This window comes from Nonomuraea sp. B1E8, assembly GCF_039871515.1.
GTDB lineage: Bacteria > Actinomycetota > Actinomycetes > Streptosporangiales > Streptosporangiaceae > Nonomuraea.
The window spans coordinates 81,215-99,155 of record NZ_JBDPLS010000004.1 but is presented as its reverse complement, the minus strand read 5'-3'; the positions used below and the strand labels follow the sequence as shown (position 1 = coordinate 99,155).

The 17,941-nt window shown below is 72.5% G+C and carries 14 protein-coding genes and 1 riboswitch; of the genes, 8 read left to right on the top strand and 6 right to left on the bottom strand.

The genetic code is table 11. The annotated features are described in order from the left end of the window. Positions 1-3 precede the first annotated feature (3 nt). Positions 4-303 carry a hypothetical protein gene (locus ABGA98_RS15435; RefSeq protein ID WP_347618967.1) on the bottom strand — a complete coding sequence of 100 codons (300 nt, stop codon included), beginning with the start codon at positions 301-303 and terminating at the stop codon, positions 4-6. A gap of 37 nt (positions 304-340) precedes the next feature. Next, positions 341-1,588, bottom strand: coding sequence for a right-handed parallel beta-helix repeat-containing protein (locus ABGA98_RS15430; RefSeq protein ID WP_347618966.1), 1,248 nt, complete (start codon positions 1,586-1,588; stop codon positions 341-343). A gap of 302 nt (positions 1,589-1,890) precedes the next feature. Between ABGA98_RS15430 and ABGA98_RS15425 the strand changes: the two genes are divergently transcribed. The 5 genes from ABGA98_RS15425 to ABGA98_RS15405 all read left to right on the top strand — a co-directional run bounded on the left by ABGA98_RS15425 (position 1,891) and on the right by ABGA98_RS15405 (position 9,205). After that, a complete protein-coding gene (locus ABGA98_RS15425; protein ID WP_347618965.1) occupies positions 1,891-3,396 on the top strand; it encodes a glycoside hydrolase family 13 protein in 1,506 nt (501 codons plus the stop codon). Positions 3,397-3,449: 53 nt separating this feature from the next. Then, the gene (locus ABGA98_RS15420; RefSeq protein ID WP_347618964.1) at positions 3,450-4,793 is read left to right on the top strand and encodes a HAMP domain-containing sensor histidine kinase; all 1,344 of its coding nucleotides are present in this window, start codon (positions 3,450-3,452) and stop codon (positions 4,791-4,793) included. 124 nt (positions 4,794-4,917) lie between these two features. After that, positions 4,918-6,954, top strand: coding sequence for an N-acetylneuraminate synthase family protein (locus tag ABGA98_RS15415; protein ID WP_347618963.1), 2,037 nt, complete (start codon positions 4,918-4,920; stop codon positions 6,952-6,954). 11 nt (positions 6,955-6,965) lie between these two features. After that, a complete protein-coding gene (locus ABGA98_RS15410; RefSeq protein ID WP_347618962.1) occupies positions 6,966-7,964 on the top strand; it encodes a glycosyltransferase family 2 protein in 999 nt (332 codons plus the stop codon). Further along, positions 7,961-9,205 (top strand): polysialyltransferase family glycosyltransferase, encoded by a 1,245-nt coding sequence (locus ABGA98_RS15405; protein WP_347618961.1) that lies wholly within the window; start codon positions 7,961-7,963, stop codon positions 9,203-9,205. Before ABGA98_RS15410 ends, ABGA98_RS15405 begins: the two co-directional genes overlap by 4 nt. Before the next feature lie 76 nt (positions 9,206-9,281). Here the strand turns inward: ABGA98_RS15405 and ABGA98_RS15400 are convergent, their stop codons facing one another. Both ABGA98_RS15400 and ABGA98_RS15395 read right to left on the bottom strand, forming a co-directional pair. Then, positions 9,282-10,472 (bottom strand): DUF6716 putative glycosyltransferase, encoded by a 1,191-nt coding sequence (locus ABGA98_RS15400; protein ID WP_347618960.1) that lies wholly within the window; start codon positions 10,470-10,472, stop codon positions 9,282-9,284. Then, positions 10,469-11,425 carry a hypothetical protein gene (locus tag ABGA98_RS15395; RefSeq protein ID WP_347618959.1) on the bottom strand — a complete coding sequence of 319 codons (957 nt, stop codon included), beginning with the start codon at positions 11,423-11,425 and terminating at the stop codon, positions 10,469-10,471. Before ABGA98_RS15395 ends, ABGA98_RS15400 begins: the two co-directional genes overlap by 4 nt. A 97-nt stretch (positions 11,426-11,522) precedes the next feature. On the opposite strand from ABGA98_RS15395, the gene ABGA98_RS15390 reads away from it, so the two are divergent. The 3 genes from ABGA98_RS15390 to ABGA98_RS15380 all read left to right on the top strand — a co-directional run bounded on the left by ABGA98_RS15390 (position 11,523) and on the right by ABGA98_RS15380 (position 14,269). Then, positions 11,523-12,344 (top strand): aldo/keto reductase, encoded by an 822-nt coding sequence (locus ABGA98_RS15390; protein ID WP_347618958.1) that lies wholly within the window; start codon positions 11,523-11,525, stop codon positions 12,342-12,344. A gap of 18 nt (positions 12,345-12,362) precedes the next feature. Beyond that, the gene (locus ABGA98_RS15385; RefSeq protein WP_347618957.1) at positions 12,363-13,316 is read left to right on the top strand and encodes a Gfo/Idh/MocA family oxidoreductase; all 954 of its coding nucleotides are present in this window, start codon (positions 12,363-12,365) and stop codon (positions 13,314-13,316) included. Between the two features lie 117 nt (positions 13,317-13,433). After that, a riboswitch (cyclic di-AMP (ydaO/yuaA leader) is annotated at positions 13,434-13,570 on the top strand. Between the two features lie 12 nt (positions 13,571-13,582). Continuing rightward, the gene (locus tag ABGA98_RS15380; RefSeq protein ID WP_347618956.1) at positions 13,583-14,269 is read left to right on the top strand and encodes a CHAP domain-containing protein; all 687 of its coding nucleotides are present in this window, start codon (positions 13,583-13,585) and stop codon (positions 14,267-14,269) included. A gap of 77 nt (positions 14,270-14,346) precedes the next feature. Here ABGA98_RS15380 and ABGA98_RS15375 read toward each other — a convergent pair whose 3' ends face one another. Further along, on the bottom strand, positions 14,347-16,194 hold the full coding sequence (locus ABGA98_RS15375) for an ABC transporter ATP-binding protein (protein ID WP_347618955.1): 1,848 nt from the start codon (positions 16,192-16,194) through the stop codon (positions 14,347-14,349). After that, complete coding sequence (locus ABGA98_RS15370; protein ID WP_347618954.1) at positions 16,191-17,915, bottom strand: ATP-binding cassette domain-containing protein; 1,725 nt, start codon at positions 17,913-17,915, stop codon at positions 16,191-16,193. Before ABGA98_RS15370 ends, ABGA98_RS15375 begins: the two co-directional genes overlap by 4 nt. Positions 17,916-17,941: the final 26 nt, after the last annotated feature.

The following is a 17,941-nucleotide window of genomic DNA, read 5'->3' as shown; positions in this document are numbered from 1 at the left end:
GGCTCAGCCGGCGGCGGCCCAGACGGCCTCGAACGCCGCCTCGGTGATCTCGGTGAGCTCCCAGATCTCCAGCGGCTGGTCGGTCAGGAAGCCGTCGTCGTCCTGCAGCCGCCGCCACCAGTAGCGCCGGGCCGCCCGGTCGGCGCCCACCTCCACCTGCCTGACCGCCCAGTGCTCGCCGTCGCCCTCGACGCTCTCGAACAACCAGGCCCGCCCGTCCTCGTCGCCCATGTGCCAGTAGCGCCGGGGAGCGTCGGACTCGGCGAGCTGCCTCACCAGAGGCCCGCGAACATCGTGCAGCACATCGCTCACTCTAGACCCGGCGGACGGGGACCGCGGGTCAGCGCTGGTACGCCCCCGCGTCGGGCGAACCGGTCAGCGCCTTGCCCTTCATGTCCTTGGCGAAGGCCTTGCCGCCGTACCACGACGGGGGCAGGGCGATGCCGCGGCCGAGCGCCGGGGAGCCGGCGCCAGGGCGCAGGTCGGTGCGGGAGGTGAACTTCGGATCGGCCGTGACCGACTTCGGGCCCAGCTTGAACCTGGCCGTGCGGCCCTTGTACACGCTGCCGCCCTCGTCGGCGCCCTTGCCGTCCTCGAAGCCGGCCTCGCCGCCGACGACGATCACGTTGTTGCGCAGCTTCAGGATGGACGGCGCGCAGCCGTCGTGGCAGGACCAGCCGACGGTGTCGCGGGCCGGCAGGTAGACGGTGTTGTGCACGGCGACCGTGCCCTTGACCGGCCCGACGATGTGGCGGGGACCGCGGGTGATGAGGAAGGAGCCGCGCTTGCGGGAGGAGGTCACGACGTTGAAGGCGAACACGTTGCCAGTGGCGGTCTTGCCCTTCTTGGCCCCGAGCTCGGTGAACGTCTCGTTGTTCCTGGCGGTGTTGTGGGTGACGCGGTTGCGGTCGCCGCCGAAGATCTCGACGGCGGCGCCGTCGGTGCCGTAGTCCTCGCTCTTGGCGAAGCTGCCGGTGATGGTGTTGCGGGTCACCACGTTGTCGTCGCCGTTGAGCAGCACGCCGAAGGCGCCGGAGTCGTTGTCGCCGCCCTTGTCGTTGACGCTCATCCGGTTGTTGTCGGTGAAGACGCTGTCACGGATGGTGTTGCGGACGCCGGAGGGCGTGACGAACGCGCCGGCGATGTTCTTGTCGGCCTGCACGCCGATCAGCTCGTTGTCGTCGCCGTCGAGCCGGAAGCCGGCCCAGCGGCAGGCGGAGGCCCGCAGGCCGCTGATGCGCCAGTGATGGCCCTTGACCACGACGCAGTCGCCGCCGGAGCCGCTGATCCTGGGCCTGGCCCCGGAGCCGTACGTCGTGATGGTGATCGGCTGGGCCTTCGTGCCGCTGGCGGTGAGGGTGAGGGGGGCGGTGAAGCCGCTGCCGCGCCTGACGCTGACGGTGTCGCCCGGCTTGAGGTCGGAGACCGCCTGGTCGAGCGACTTCCACGCGGTGCTCGCGCTGGTGCCGGCGGCCGCGTCGTCGCCCGACCGGGAGTCGACGTAGTACGTCGTTCCGGCGTGGGCCTGCGCCGCGGCGGGCACGGCCGGCAGGAGCGAGACGATGACGGCTACGGGCAACACCCTCATGCGAGCACACCACTATCTAGTTGAAACGCTGACCACGGCAGAGGCAACCGTAGCGTGATCAAAGGCGGGACGCCACACACGCGTTGACATCCGCAGCCTCCCTGGAGGTTCCGCCAGGACCGCAAGAAATTGCGCAATCCGCGGCGGCATCCCCACCCCTCGTGACCTCGTGACCGGCCGCTCCAGCGCGGGATGGTGATCCCTGCAACTTTCCGCAACTTGCACTTGACCGCCGGAGAACGATCGCGGCATCCTGCACCAGACCATCCCGACATCTCGGGACATCCGGGGGAAGGACAGACATGCTCGGCAATGACGACTGGTGGCGCGACGCCGTCGTGTACCAGGTGTATCCCCGCAGCTTCGCCGACTCCGACGGCGACGGCGTCGGCGACCTCGAAGGCGTGCGCGGCCGGCTGCCCTACCTCGCGCGCCTGGGCGTGGACGCCATCTGGCTGAGCCCCTTCTACACCTCGCCGATGGCCGACGGCGGCTACGACGTGGCCGACTACCGGGACGTGGACCCCATGTTCGGCTCGCTCGGCGACTTCGACGCGCTCGTCGCCGGCGCGCACGAGGCCGGCATCAGGGTCATCGTGGACCTCGTGCCGAACCACTCCTCCGACCGGCACCCGTGGTTCCAGGCCGGGCTGCGCGACCGCTACATCTTCCGCGACCGGCCCAACGACTGGGAGTCGATCTTCGGCGGCCCCGCCTGGACCCAGGTCGAGGACGGGCAGTGGTACCTCCACCTGTTCGCGCCCGAGCAGCCCGACCTCAACTGGGAGAACCCGGAGGTGCGCGCCGAGTTCCGCGACATCCTGCGGTTCTGGCTCGACCGCGGCGTGGACGGCTTCCGCATCGACGTGGCGCACGGCATGGTCAAGGCCCCCGGACTGCCCGACGTGGGGGCGAAGGACGGGCGCCAGGCCGAGATGCTGGGCGGGGAGCAGGTGCCGTACTTCGACCAGGACGGCGTGCACGACATCTACCGCGAGTGGCGGCCGATCCTCGACTCCTACCCGGGCGGCAGGATGGCGGTGGCCGAGGCGTGGGTGTCCTCGCCGGAGCGGCTGGCCCGCTACATCGGCCCGGACGAGCTGCACCAGGCGTTCAACTTCGACTTCATGCTGGCCGACTTCCACGCCAAGTCGTTCCGTACGGTCATCGAGAAGTCGCTGAAGGAGGCGGAGCTGGTCGGGGCGCCCACCACGTGGGTGTTGTCCAACCACGACAAGCCGCGCCACGTCACCCGCCATGGCGGCCTGGCCCGCGCCCGGGCGGCCACCCTGCTCATGCTGGCCCTGCCGGGCTCGGCCTACCTCTACAACGGCGAGGAGCTGGGCCTGCCCGAGGTGCTCGACCTGCCGGACGAGCTGCGCCAGGACCCGGCGTTCCTGCGCCGCGGCGACAGCCGCGACGGCTGCCGGGTGCCGATCCCGTGGACCGGCTCCGAGGGCATGGGCTGGACGGACCCGTGGTTGCCGATCCCCGCCTCGTGGGCGGCGCTGTCGGCGCAGGCCCAGGAGGACGACCCCGGCTCCACGCTGAACCTCTACCGCGCCGCCCTGCGGATCCGCAAGGAGCACCCGGCGCTCGGCGGCGGGACGCTCGCATGGCTCGACTCCCCCGAGGACGTGCTGGCCATCGAGCGCGACCCCGGCCTGGTCGTGGTGGTCAACACGGGCGAGGAGCCGGTGCGCCCCGACGTGACGGGCGAGGTGCTGCTGTCCAGCGGGCCGCTGCCGCGCGACGGGTCCGTCCCGCCGGACACCACGGTCTGGCTCCAACGCTCCACGGTTGGGTGAATCTTTGTCCTGACCCGACATAGAGCGGCAATCACGCTCGGTAACCTCGGGGGATGGCACCCTGGTGGGCCAGGTCCCTGCGCGGACGCGTGACCCTCATCGCGACGGCCGTTGCCGCCCTCGTGTTCATCCCCCTCGCCATCGTCGCCATCGTGGTGGCCAGGTCCGTCATCGAGGCGAGCGTCTTCCAGTCGACGAGGGACACCGCCGAGCGCATCGCCGCCGAGATGCGCGGCGGCGCGCTCCCCGTGGGCGCCGCCATCCCGGTGGTCGACCCGTCGGTCGACCTGATCCAGGTCGTCGGCCCCAACGGGCAGATCCTCGCCACGAGCGACGCGGCCAGGAATTTGCCGCCGCTCAGCGACGTGCGCCCCACGCAGGAGACCCAGGACATCAGCACCACGAACTGCCTGCCGACCGAGTGCGTGCATCTGTCGGCGGTACGGGTGACCATCTTCGCCGACTCCCCCGTCGTGTACGCCGGCCGCAGGAGCCCCGACGTGCTCGGCACCCGCGTTCTCGACGTGATCGTCTTCGTCCAGGTCGCGGTGCTGATCGCGCTGGCCTCGTGGACCACGTGGCTGGTCACGGGGAGGGCGCTGCGGCCGGTGGCGGTCATGCGAGCCGAGCTGGACGCCGTCCGCGCCGGCGACCTGAGCCACCGGGTCTCGCAGCCGCCGGGCGACGACGAGCTGGCCCAGCTGGCCCGATCGGTCAACAACACGCTGGCCCGGCTGGAGCGCTCCGCCGAGCAGCAGCGCCGGTTCGCCGCCGACGCCTCGCACGAGCTGCGCACCCCCATCGCCGGGCTGCGCGCCCAGCTCGAGAGCGCCCAGCTCTACCCGGAGGACACCGACGTCGAATCGCTGGTGAGCGGCAGCCTGCGCGACACCGACCGCCTTGAGGCCATCATCACCGACCTGCTGCTCCTGGCCAGGATCGGATCCCAGGTGGACGCCGCCAAGGAGGACGTCGACCTGGCCGTGCTGGTGCGCCAGGAGCTGGCCACCCGCTCCGACAAGGTGCCCGTCCAGGTGGAGCTGGAGGAGGGGGTGGTGGTCGATGGGGTACGCGTCCAGCTCGGCAGGGTGCTGACGAACCTGCTGGACAACGCCCAGCGGCACGCCGAGTCCCGGGTCTTGGTCACGGTCTCCCGCGCGGACGGCATGGCGGTGCTGGCCGTCGAGAACGACGGGATGGAGATAGCCGTGGAGGACCGCGAGCGCATCTTCGAACGCTTCACCCGGCTGGACGCGGCTCGCAGCCGCGACGCGGGCGGCACCGGGCTGGGCCTGGCCATCGCCCGGGACGTGGCGGTGGCGCACGGCGGCCGGATCGCCGTCGAGGATTGCCCGGGCGGGGCGAGGTTCGTCCTGCGGCTCCCGCTCGCGCGGTGACGGCGGAGTGGGCCGGCCAGAGTTGCTCCACCGGATCCCCATGGAAAGTTAATGACGGTGACGCTGGCCGTTCAACCCGGCCTTCTAGCTTCTGGGTGCAATCCGACGTACCGAGGAGACCCACTTGCGAGTCCTGGCCGTCATTCCCGCCCGCGGAGGTTCGGCGGGCGTTCCCTTGAAGAACCTCGCCCTGGTCGGGGGCGTGCCCCTGGTCACCCGCGCCGTGCGGGCGTGCCTGCGCGCCGAGCTCGTGGACGAGGTCGTGGTCAGCACCGACCACGCGGGCATCGCCGAGACCGCCAGGCAGGCGGGGGCGACCGTGGTCGACCGGCCCGAGGAGCTGAGCGGCTCGACCGCCTCCAGCGAGTCGGCGGTGCTGCACGCGCTCGACGCCCTCGGCGCCGACCCCGAGGTCGTGGTGCTCGTCCAGTGCACGAGCGCGTTCATCGACCCCGCCGACCTGTCGGCGGCGGTGCGCAAGGTGCTGGACGGCCAGGCCGACTCGGTCGTGTCGGGGCTGCCGACGCACGAGTTCCTCTGGACGGCCACCGGCGGCGGCGTCAACCACGACCCCGCCGTCAGGCCGCGCCGCCAGGACCGCGAACCCCAGTTCCGCGAGAACGGCGCCTTCTACGTCATGCGCACCTCCGGCCTGCGCGAGCGCGGCCACCGCTTCTTCGGCGAGGTCGCCGTGCAACCGGTCCCGCCGCAGCACGCCATCGAGATCGACGACCCCGAGGACCTCGAACTGGTCCGCGCGCTGGCCCCGTTCCTCGACGAGCCGGAGCCGATCGACGTCGACGCGGTCATCACCGACTTCGACGGCGTGCACACCGACGACCGCGCCTACGTCGACTCGGAGGGCCGGGAGATGGTGCTGGTCAGCCGCTCCGACGGGATGGGCGTGTCGCTGCTGAGGCGCTCGGGTGTGAAGGTGCTGGTGATGTCGACCGAGCGCAACCCGGTGGTGGCGGCCCGCGCCCGCAAGCTGGGCGTGCCCGTGCTGCAGGGGCTCGCCGACAAGCGCACCGTGCTGCGCGACTGGCTGAACATCGAGGGCCTCGACCCGGCCAGGGTCGCCTACGTCGGCAACGACGTCAACGACCTGGGCCCGATGGCCGAGGTCGGCTGGCCCGTCGCGACGCCCGACGCGCACCCGCGCGTGCGCGCCGCCGCCCGCGTGGTGCTGACCAGGCCCGGCGGGTCGGGCGCGGTGCGCGAGCTGTGCGACCGGGTCGTGGCCGCCCGCCCCGCGGCACCCGTCGCCGAGGCGAGGACGGAGCGCAGGCTCGGCCCGGTGGCGATCGGTGACGTGCCGGTCGGCGACGGCGAGCCCGTCTACGTGATCGGCGAGATCGGCATCAACCACAACGGCGACCTCGACCTCGCCCGCCGCCTCATCGACGTGGCCGCCGACGCGGGCTGCCAGGCGGTCAAGTTCCAGAAGCGCACTCCGGCGATCTGCGTGCCCGAGGAGCAGAAGGGCCAGATCCGGCAGACGCCCTGGGGCGAGATGACGTATCTGGAGTACAAGGAGCGGACCGAGTTCGGCCACGACGAGTACCGCCAGATCGCGAAATACTGCGACGAGCGGGGGCTGCACTGGTTCGCCTCCCCATGGGACGTGCCGTCGGTGGAGTTCCTGGAGGAGATGGACGTCCTGGTGCACAAGGTGGCCTCGGCGAGCGTCGCCGACCACGAGCTGCTGCGCGTCCTGGCCGCCACCGGCAAGCCGGTCATCCTGTCGACCGGCATGTCGACGCTGCCGGAGATCGACCGGGCCGTCGAGATCCTCGGCACCGAGAAGCTGATCATGATGCACGCGACGTCCACGTACCCGCTGCCTCCTGAGGAGGCGAACCTGCGCACGATCACGACGCTCAAGGAGCGCTACGGCGTGCCCGTCGGCTACTCCGGGCACGAGCGCGGGCTGCAGATCTCGCTGGCCGCCGTGACGCTCGGCGCGGTCTGCGTCGAGCGGCACATCACGCTCGACAGGACCATGTGGGGCTCCGACCACGCCGCCTCGCTGGAGCCGGCGGGCCTGGAGCACCTCGTACGCGACATCCGCATCATCGAGCAGGCCATGGGCGACGGCGTCAAGCGCGTCTTCCCCGGCGAGCAGGCCCCCAAGGCCCGCCTGCGCCGGGTGACCGTCTGACCGGCCCCTCAGTGATCACCCTCTCCGTCATCGTGCCGGTGCGGGACGGCGAGCGCTTCATCGCCGACGCGCTCGCCTCGCTCTGCCGTAACGCCCGGCACGACTTCGAGTTCATCGTCGTGGACGACGGGTCCGAGGACGCCACGGGCGACATCGTGGAGGACTTCCTCCTCGATCTGCCCGGGCTGAGCCTGGTGCGCAACCGCGCTCCCGTCGGGCTGGCCGACGCGCGCAACACGGGACTGTCGGCCGCGTCGGGCCGGTACGTCACGTATCTGGACGGCGACGACTGGCTGGCCCCCGGCTACCTGGCGCGGCTCGTCGAGGCCGTCGACGGGCTCGGGTGCGACTTCGTCCGCACCGACCACGTCCAGGTCGAGGGCCGCAAGCGGGTCGTCCACCGGGCCCCGCTGGCCACCCCGAGGGGCGCGGTGCTCGACGCGCGCGGCGCCATCATGCCCGCGGGGGTCCGCACCATGGTGGACTACCCGTACGCGTGGGCCGGGATCTACCGGCGCTCCCTGGGCGACCTGCTGCACTTCCCCGGCTCGCTGCACACCGCCGAGGACCGTCCGTGGATCTGGCGGCTGCACAGGGAGGCCGCCACGTTCGCGGTGGTGTCGCTGCCCGGCGTGTTCTACCGGCGCATGGTCCCCGGGTCGCTGACGCAGGTGGGCGACGAGCGCCAGCTGCACTTCTTCGACGCGTTCGAGCTGGTCTTCAAGGACGTGGAGCCGGAGTTCCTGCCCAAGGCGGTGCGGAACTTCTGCGCGCTGCTGGCCCACCACCTGGACATCGGCGACCGTTTCACGCCCGAGCTGCGCGCCCGCTTCGAGGAGCGCGGCGCGGAGATGGTGGGCGGGCTGCCCCCGGAGCTGGTGGCGGAGTCGGTGGCCGGGATGGCCCGCGACCGCGAGGCGCTGCTGCGGGCCCTGGTGCCCGGCCTGCCCCCCAGCCCGCCCCCCAGCCCGCACAGCCGGGTCCGCGATGACCGGGAGGAGCCCCCGTGAAGGTCTTCTACGCCTCGACGTTGTTCGGGGCGATGTCGCTGGCCGCCGCCATCGACGACGGCCGGTTCGGCGACGGCCGGCGCCTGCTCGTGGTGTCGAACAACGCGGCCGTGCCCGAGGTGGCGACGCCGCTCGACGGGGTGCCCGGCTTCGCGCCGCTGCGCGGCCGCTTCGACGCGGTCGTCTCGTGGAACGAGCTCATCGCCCCCCTGCATCCGTCCGACTGGCGGGCGCGGGTCATCGAGGTGCCCATGCTGGAGCGCCTCATCCGATCCCGCTGGGGGCTGGACGGGGTCGAGGAGCTGGTGCTGGAGTCGATCGCGGTGCCGCCCGCCCGCACGATCGCCGGGCTGGTGCGCGACTGCCCGATCACCGTCTACTCCGACGGGCTGATGAGCTACGGCCCGACCCGCGACCCGCTGCCCGCCGAGATCTTCCGCCGCGTGGGGCGGCTGCTCCACCTGGACCTCGTGCCGGGGCTGACGCCGCTGCTGCTCAGCGAGTACGGCGTCGCGCCCGAGCTCCTGCCCGGCGAGCGTTTCCTGTCGGTGCTGGACGAGGTGGCCGCCACCGCGCCACGGCCGCCCGCCGGACAGGCGATGATCCTCGGCCAGTACCTGTCGGCGCTGGAGATCGTCACGCCGGAGGAGGAGGCCGCGCTGCACGAGACGATGCTGGCGGCGCTGGCCGCCCGGGGCTGCACCGATGTCGTGTTCAAACCGCACCCGGCCGCGGGGCGCCGGCACGCCAGGCTCCTGCGTGCCGCGGCCGGGCCTCTGGGGGTGGACCTGTCGGTGGCCGCCGAGAGCGTGCCCGCCGAGGTGTGCTTCGCGGCGCTGCGGCCCGAGCTGGTCGTGGGCTGCTTCTCCACCGGGCTGGTGACCGCGCGGCGCTACTTCGGGCTGCCGGTCGCGTCGTACGGCACCGGCATGGTGCTGGAGCGGCTGGCGCCGTACGAGAACAGCAACAGGATCCCGGTCACGATCGTGGACGCGCTGCTGCCCCGGCTGTCGGCGGAGGGCGTGATCGAAGAGCCGCCCGCCGTGGACCTGCCCGGCCTCGTCCGGACCGTGGGCTACTGCATGCAGGCCGGCACCTATCCGGAGCTGCGGCCGGACGCCATCACGTTCGACGCCCGCTACTTCAAGCGCAGGCGGCTCGAGGCGCTGGACCTGGTGGCCCCGCCCGCCAGATCCGGCGCGCTGACCAGGCTGCGCAGGAAGCTCAGATCCACGATCTGAGCGCTGCTGGGACAGGGCTGTTAGGACAGGGCTGTTAGGACAGGGCTGTTAGGACAGGGCTGTTAGGACAGGGCTGTTAGGACAGGGCCTTCAGATAGCGGCGCATGCGGCGCTTGGCGCGGTAGCCCGCTCGCAACATCGTGGGATGGACCTCCACCCGCAGCCGGGCCTTGCGCCGGGCGGCGGCGTGCTCGGGCCCGTCCAGCAGCGACCGGGCGGGGGTCCCCGGCCGGTCGCTCACCAGCCCGGCCAGCAGCCCTGCCCAGGTGCCGCGCTCCTGCGGGTGGAAGTAGTTGGCCGCGCACCACTCGGCCGAGGCGGTGCGGAAGTCGCCCTTGGCCAGGTCGTCCAGCGTGCCCAGCAGGCCGCTGCCCTCGAACACCAGGTTGATCATCTCGGCGCTGACGCCGAAGTCGCTCAGGACCAGCGAGGGCACGCCCAGCGCGATCGCCTCCAGCGCCGCCGTCGAGCTCACCGTGACGAACCCGGCCGCCCGCGTGAGCTGGTCGTGCATCGGCCCGGCGGCGAAGGTGAGCCGCCCGGGCTCGCCCATCTCCCGCCACAACCGCTGGTAGTGGTGGCGCTCGTTGTGCGTCTGCCGCTCGTCCTCCAGGGCGCGCAGCTTGACCACCACGTCGAGCTCCGGCCGCCGCCCGGCGAGCTCGGCGAGCGCCAGCAGGACGCGCTCGCGCTCCTCGCGCGGGCGCGGCACCTTGGCCTGGGTGGCGAACACGATCCGGTTCCCGCCCTCGGCCACGGCATCGGGACGCAGGAACGGCAGCCTGGCCAGGCCGACCGCCCCTCCCCCGCCGAGCCGGCCGGCGATGTCGCGGAACTCGGCCACCTCCCGCTCACTGTGCACCACGAACAGGTCGCAGCCGCTGCGGAACACCCACGCCTTCTCCGTGGCCGGCACCGAGATGCCCGGCAGCCCGCTGACGAACACGGGCCTCGGCTGCAACCCCGCGAGCACCTCGGAGACCAGCACGTCCACGACGGGGCCCGTGCAGGCGACGAGGATCACGTCGGGCCGCGTACGCTCGGCCAGCCTGCGCACCGACCGCGCCGACAACACCGGCGGCGCCTCTCCCCGGCCCGCCCGGCCCTCCATCGGTCCGCTCACCGCCGCGGCGATCTGCTCGGGCGAGGGCGCGATCGGCGTGCGCACCACCGCCAGCTCCGTCACGCTCCCGGCGGGCAGGTCGTCGAGCAGGCAGGCCGCCCACTTCAGGTACGAGTCGGAGTCGGCAACCGCCAGCACTCTCACCCAGACACTCCAGTCAAATGCGAGCGCAGGGCGGGTTCCGCCCTACTGGTCCACCAGTCATCGGGAACGTTCACGGGCTCGATGGCGACACCGCGCGGGCTGAGCAGCACCCGCAGCGAGGTGATCGCCGTCGAGGGGAGGCTGAGGACGCGCTGGCCCGCGTCCAGCCCGCGCAACGTCAGCTCGGCGGGCACGCCCGCGTCGTGCACGGTGATGCCGGGACGCTCCCGGATCAGGGCCACGTCCACGGGGTCCTCGCGGCGGTGCGGGTAGTAGGCGAGCGGCTCCCGCGCCGCCAGCTCGGTCAGCCAGCGCAGGTAGTGGTCGCGGTGCACGAGGCCGTTCCTGACGAGCGAGGTGCCGAGCACGATCGTGCGCTCGGCCGGCCCTTCCGCGCTGGGCGGCTGGGCGCGCAACCAGGCGAAGTCGTGGCGTACGAGGTCGACACCGGCACGGCGGACGGCGGCGGCGAGCTCGTCGGACACGGGCAGCGCGGTGAAGACGGAGACCTCGCTCATGCGCAGGCGCAGCGCGGCGGCCAGGCCGAGCGCCCATCGCGGCGCGGTGGGCCTGGCGCGGGCCCGCAGCAGCGGCCGCGAGGGCCCGGCGGCCAGCAGCTCCAGCAGCCGGAGCGTGGCCAGGCCGTCATCGACGATGACGATGCGTCCCGAGATGATTCCGGTGCCGGAGGTGAGCCAGCGCAGCTGGACCTTGCCGGAGAAGGCGTCGCCGACGGCGTGCAGGCGCCTCGGCATGTTCTCGCGCGGCTCGGCCAGTTCGAGCCCGTCGGGCAGCCCGAGAGCGCGCAGCTCCCGGCGGGTCGCCTTCAGCGGGCGCAGCCCCGCCCGCGGCACGACGGCCGTGGCGGTCCCGAGGAGCCCGGCGTGGTGGGCCTCGACGGCGCACAGCATCTGGAGCGGTGACTCCACCCAGGCCGACGCCTGTTCGACCACTCCAGTCCTCCCAGCCGGGTGATGGCGCGTTCACGACCGCTTCAAGCTAGCCCCGCCGCCTTAAGCGGCCAGAAACGGTGCGTGAACAATGGAGACCATGAACTCGCTCATGCTCAACACGGACGGCGTGCAGATCCCGCAACTCGGCTTCGGCGTCTGGCAGGTGCCTGCCGGCGAGGCCGAGCAGGTGGTGACGACGGCGCTGGAGGCCGGCTACCGGCACATCGACACCGCCGCCGCCTACGAGAACGAGGAGGGCGTGGGGCGTGCCGTGCGCGCGTCCGGCCTGCGCCGCGAGAAGGTGTTCGTCACCACCAAGCTGCCCAACGCCGACCACGCCCGCGCGGAGGAGTCCTTCGACGAGAGCCTGGCCCGGCTGGGGCTCGACTACGTCGATCTCTATCTCATCCACTGGCCGGTGCCGAAGCAGGACAGGTACGTACAGGCGTGGAAGGCGATCGAGAAGATCTACCGTGACGGGCGGGCCAAGGCCATCGGCGTGTCCAATTTCACCGTCGGCACGCTCACCCGGCTCATGAACGAGACCGACATCACACCCTCCATCAACCAGATCGAGCTCCACCCGTACTTCCAGCAGCGGGAGATGCGGGCCTTCCACGAGGCCAACGGCATCCTCACCGAGGCGTGGAGCCCGCTCGGCCAGGGCAAGGGGCTGCTCGAGGATCCGGCGCTCGCGGTGCTGGCGGACAAGCACGGCAAGACCCCCGCGCAGATCGTGCTCCGCTGGCACCTGCAGCTCGGCAACGTCGTCATTCCCAAGTCCGTGACGCCGTCGCGGATCGCCGCGAACATCGACGTGTTCGACTTCATCCTCGATCCGGAGAGCATGGCCGCCATCGGCGCGCTCAACAGGGGCCTTCGCATCGGAGGCGACCCTGACACGTTCAATCTGATCTGATCGTCTAGCATCGTCCGCGTGCGGGACTTCACGTGGGGCATCGCGGCGACGGGCGTCATAGCGCGGACCGTGGGAGCGGCCATCGTGGCCGAGCCCGGGATGCGGGTGGGCGCCGTCGGTTCCAGGAAGCTGCGGCGGGCGCAGGCCCTGGCGTCCGAGCTGGGCGCGGAGTCGGCGTACGGCTCCTACGAGCAACTGTGCGCCGACCCGGCGGTGGACGCGATCTACGTGGCGACGCCGCACACCGAGCACCTGCGGGTCGCGCAGGCCGCCATCGCCGCGGGCAAGGCCGTGTTGTGCGAGAAGCCGCTGGCCGCGACCGTGGACGACGCGGAGAAGATGGTACGCCTGGCGCGGGAGGCGGGCGTGTTCCTGATGGAAGCCATGTGGATGCGGTTCAACCCGCTGATCCGCCTCATCGCCGCCGACGCGCGGTTCGGCGAGATCCGGTCGGTGCAGGCCAGTTTCGGCTTCGCCATGCCGTACGATCCGGCGCACCGGCTGTGGGCCCCGGAGCTGGGCGGGGGCTCGCTGCTCGACCTGGGGGTCTACCCGTTCGGCCTGGCCCAGCTGCTTCTGGGCATGCCCACCGGCCTGCGCATGACGGGCTCCCTGGCGCCGAGCGGAGTTGACGCGGAGGCGGGCGGGGTGTTGCTCTATCCCGGCGGCAGGCGGGCTTTCGTGGAAACCTCCTTGCTGGGGAATTACCCGAACCAGGCCTGTGTTGTAGGTACGCAGATGCGGGCGGACATCCACGCGCCGTTCTGGGCGCCGGAGCGGATCGTCCTCACCGGGCCTTCCATGGAGCCGGAAGAGCATGTGCTCGATCCGGCCGACAACGGATACGCCGGTGAGCTCCGCGAGGTCCGCGCCGCCACGGCCGAGGGCAGGACCGAATCCTCGATCATGCCCCTTGACGAATCCCTTGCCATGGCAGGGCTTCTGGCCGACGCTCGCAGGCAACTCGCCTAGCTGGGCCTTTATGTAGTTGTAATCCTCTTGCCCCATGTATTACCTTGTGGGGCAACTTACGGCATACGTCCGGTTTGTCCGGCTATGTCTGACCATCGCACGATAGATCACAGGATCGTCCTGTGACCGCTGAATCCGCATCACGCGGAACCGGGGACCCACGTCCTTTGGGGTGAATCGGCACTCTGGTGCCGTAGGGCAGCTTCCACGCCCGAACCCGTCAGCTAACCCGGTAAGCGGCATGGAAGCAAGGAGTTACCCCCTCGATGGCCACGTTCCGTCTTACCGCGATCCCCAAGCGAACCATCACCTCCGCCGCGCTCGGCGCCGGCGTCCTCGCCTCGGCCTTCGGCGTCAACGTCGCCGCGGCCAACGCCGACACCCACCCCGCGGACAAGCCGGCCGCCGTCTCCCCGGTGACCGACTCGAAGCAGCGCGCGGCCGGGGAGACCAAGGTCAACGTGACCGCCTCCCAGGTCCTGGACTTCGCCAAGACCCAGGTCGGCACCTCCGAGAACGCCGCCGGCGGCGGCACCCCGTACCAGAAGTGGTACGCCGACTCGCAGCGCGCCGCCGAGACCATCGCCCGCGACGGCGGCAACCGGGCCGCGTACCTGAACGCCGCCTGGTGCGCGATGTTCGTCTCCTGGGTCGGCGAGCAGACCGGCGCCCGCCCGCAGATCGGCTGGGACGCCTACACCGTCACCCACGCCAAGTGGTTCGCCGCCAACGACCGCTTCGGCACCAAGGCCAAGCCCGGCGCCGTGGTGTTCTTCGCCTGGGACGGCGGCAAGAAGCTCACCGACATCGAGCACGTCGGCTTCGTCGTCAAGGACAACGGCGACGGCACCATCTCCACGATCGAAGGCAACACCGGCAACGGCAAGGTCGAGGAGCGGACCCGTCCGAAGTCCGACGTCGTCGGCTACGGCTACCCCGAGTACGCCGCCTGACCTCCGCCGCTTGACGAGCGCGCGTCCCGTGCGGGACGCGCGCTCGCTCGCGTCTCCGCCCCGGGTGGCCGGCGGCCTTAGCCGTCCGCCGCCGCCCGCTGGATGGCGTGCAGCTCGGCGTAGCGGCCCCGGCGGGCCATGAGCTCGCCGTGAGCGCCCTGCTCGGCGATCCGCCCGCCGTCCAGCACCACGATCAGGTCGGCCATGCGCACCGTCGGGAAGCGGTGGGTGATCAGGAGGGTGATGGCGGCGCGGTGGCGGCGGGCGGCCTGCGCGTACCGGGCGAAGACGGCGCTCTCGGCGGGAGCGTCCAGGGAGGCGGTCGGCTCGTCCAGCACGAGCAGCAGCGGCTCCTCCCGCATCGAGGCGCGCGCCAGGGCCAGGCTCTGCCACTGCCCGCCGGACAACGTCACGCCGCCCTCGAAGCTGTCGCCCAGCTCGGTGTCCAGGCCCCTGGGCAGCCCGGCCACCGTTTCCGTGGCGCCGCCCCGCTCCAGCGCCCGCTCCACGGCGGCGCGGTCGTCCATTCGGGGCAGGTCGCCGATGCCGACGGTCTCGGCGGCGGCGAGCTCGAACGGCACCCAGTCCTGGAACACGGCGCTGATCCGGCGCCGCCAGCGCACGGCCGGCACGTCCCGCAGCGGGACGCCGTCCAGCAGGATCTCGCCGCCGGAGGGCTGGTAGAGGCCGCACAGCAGCTTGGCCAGGGTGGTCTTGCCCGAGCCGTGCGACCCGACCAGCGCGACGGTCGCGCCGGCGGGCAGGCTCAGGTCGATCCCGCGCAGCACCGGCCGGGTGGTTCCGGGGTAGGTGAACGTCACGTTCCGCAGCGTGATGCCCTGCGCGAAGCTCTCAGGCGGCTCGGCCCCGCGGACAACGCGTTGCCGCCCGTGGTCACTCGTGGCCGCCCTCGCATCCGCGCGGGGTGCGTCGCCGCCGGACTCCGCCAGGGCCGGGTCGTGGGTGCGGGCGTAGGCGCGGAGCCAGGCGAGCCGCGCGGCGGCGCGCAGGCCGGCGGCCACCGACCCGAGGTGGAAGGCCAGCCGGGACGCCTGGGTGACGAACTGCACCCCGACCGTGGCCACCAGGACCACGTCGCCCGCCGTGGCCCGCCCCTGGGCGGCCAGCCAGGCCGTGCAGCCGAGCGCCGACACGTACCCGGCCAGGAACGTGCCCGAACCGGCGAACGTGAGCAGCGCGGACCTGACCTTGGCCCGCGACAATTCCGCCGACACCTCCTCCCACCGGTGCGCGGCCATGGCCTCCAGGGCCGGCGCGGCGCGGCTGATCCGTATCTCCTTGGCCGTCCGCGGCGTGGTGACGGACTCGGACAGGTGCTGCTCCAGCCTGGCCGTCTCGGCGGTGCGCTCGGCGGCCGCGTCGACGTGGCGGGCCGCGCGGCCGCGTACCAGCAGCGACGGCAGCACGGCGCCGCCCAGCAGCAGCGTCACCAGCGGATGCACGGCGGCCATCAGCACGACGCCGAGCCCGATCTGCACGGCATGCTCGGCGACCAGCGCGAGCGCCCACACCGCGAAGTACAGCTGACGGCTCTCGTCGCGCAACATCGCCAGCTTGTCCAGGTACGCGGGCCGCTCCAAGTGCTCGATGGTGGGCACGCCCGAGGTGAGGGTGAGGATCTCCTCCTGCACGGACAGGCCCATGCGTTCGGCCAGCTCCTCCATCAGCGCCAGCTCCGCGCGGCCGAGCGCCACACCGGTGGCCAGCGCCGCCCCGGCGGCCAGGCCCCACAGGGCCGCCCGCGCGCCGTGGCCGGCGGTGGCGGTGTCGGTGAGCGCCCGCAGGAAGACGCCGACCAGTCCCTGGCTGACGGCGCCCAGGGCGAGGAAGGCGGCCAGGGTGAGGAGGGCCCGCCGGTCGGTGCGCCAGGCCAGGGTCAGCAGCGTACGGAGGGTCGCGGTCACCGGCCCGCCTCCGCGATCAGGGCGGTCTGGAGGCGGTGCCAGCGCGCGTAACGGCCGCCCAAAGCCAGCAGCTCGGCATGACCGCCCTGCTCGGCCACGGCGCCGCCGTCGAGGACGACGATCCGGTCCGCCCGCCGTACGGTGGCGAACCGGTGCGAGATGAGCACCAAGGTGCGCCCGCGCGTGCGGTCCAGCAGCCGCTCGAACACCTCCTGCTCGGCCCGCGCGTCCAGGTGGGCGGTGGGCTCGTCGACGATCAGGATCCGCCGGCCCGCGCCGAGCGCGTACACGGCCCGGGCCAGCGCCACCTTCTGCCATTGCCCTCCGGACAGGTCACGGCCCCCGCTGAACGACCGCGACAGCGGCGTGTCCAGGCCGCGAGGAAGCCCCTCCAGCAGGTCGAGCGCGTCGACCGCGGCCAGCGCGGCGAGCACGTCCGCGTCCGTCCCCTCGTACGCGGGCGCGCCCAGGCGGACGTTGTCGCGCAGCGGCAGCGGGTGGCGGGCGAAGTCCTGGAAGACCACGGCGGCGTCCTCGGCGGCGCCGACGGTGCCGCTCTGGGGGGTGTACAGGCCGGTGAGCAGCTTGACCAGGGTGGTCTTGCCCGCGCCGTTCAGCCCGACCACGGCCAGCCGCTCCCCCGGCCGCACCCGCAGGTCGAGCTCCTTGAGCACCGGTTCCGCGCGGCCGGGGTAGGCGAACGTCACCCTGACCAGCCCGGGCCCCTCGCCGACTCGCCCGGCAGGCCCGGGGATCGCCGGCGTGGTGGTGGTGAGAGACGGGTGGAGCAGGCGCAGGGTCGCCTCGTACGGCTTGCTCCCGTGGGCGATCTCGAACATCTGGTGGCCGCCCGCACCGTACGCGAAGACCAGCAGGGCCGCCAGCACGCTCTGCGCCAGGGCGGCGGCCCCCAGCGCGCCCGCGGCGGTCAGCCAGGCCAGCGTCCCGAACGTCGCGGCGGCCCCGGCCAGTTGCAGCCCCAGCACGGCCGCGTACCCGCGCACGACGGCGCGGCGCCCGCGCGCCTGCGGGGTCAGGAACGCGCGCATGGCCGTCACGTACCGGCCGATGAGGAACCCGTCCACGCCGAAGACGCGGATCTCCTTGGCGCCGCCCGGCCCACCGGCGAGCTCGGCCAGGTAGCCGGCCCGGCGCAGGCGCACGACCTGCTCGGGGCTGTCGGCCAGCGACTCCGCACCGCCGGGGCCGACCAGCATCGCGGCGATGCGCCGGTTCTGCGCGATCGACAGGGCCAGAGCGACCGGGGCCGCCCACCACACGTGCATGGCCAGCACCACGGCGCCGAACAGGGCCGACGCCGCCCTGCTCGCCTCGCCGGCCAGCGCCACCGCCGCCGTGCCCGCCGTCCGCCCGCGGTGCCCGGTCAGCGCCAGCCGTACGTCGGCCTGCACCCGCGGGTGCTCCAGGCGCGCCAGCGGCATGGCCGTCGCGGCGGCCCGCACCCTGGCGCGCAGCACGCCGTCGATGCGCCGGGCGGCGGCGGCTCCGGCCGGCTCGCGCAGCGCCGTGCAGAGCTCCTGCCCCAGCAGCACGAGCAGCAGGGCGACCACCTGCGCCGCGCCGCCGTGGTCGATCAGCAGGCCGAGCGGGATCGTGCTGAGCGGTCCGAGCACCGCCGCGCCCACGCTGAGCGCTCCCAGGGTGAGCAGGTGGCGGGAACCGGCCAGCGGCAGCAGCCGGGCGAGCCGGACCGGCCTCACACCAATCCAATATGATCGCATTGATC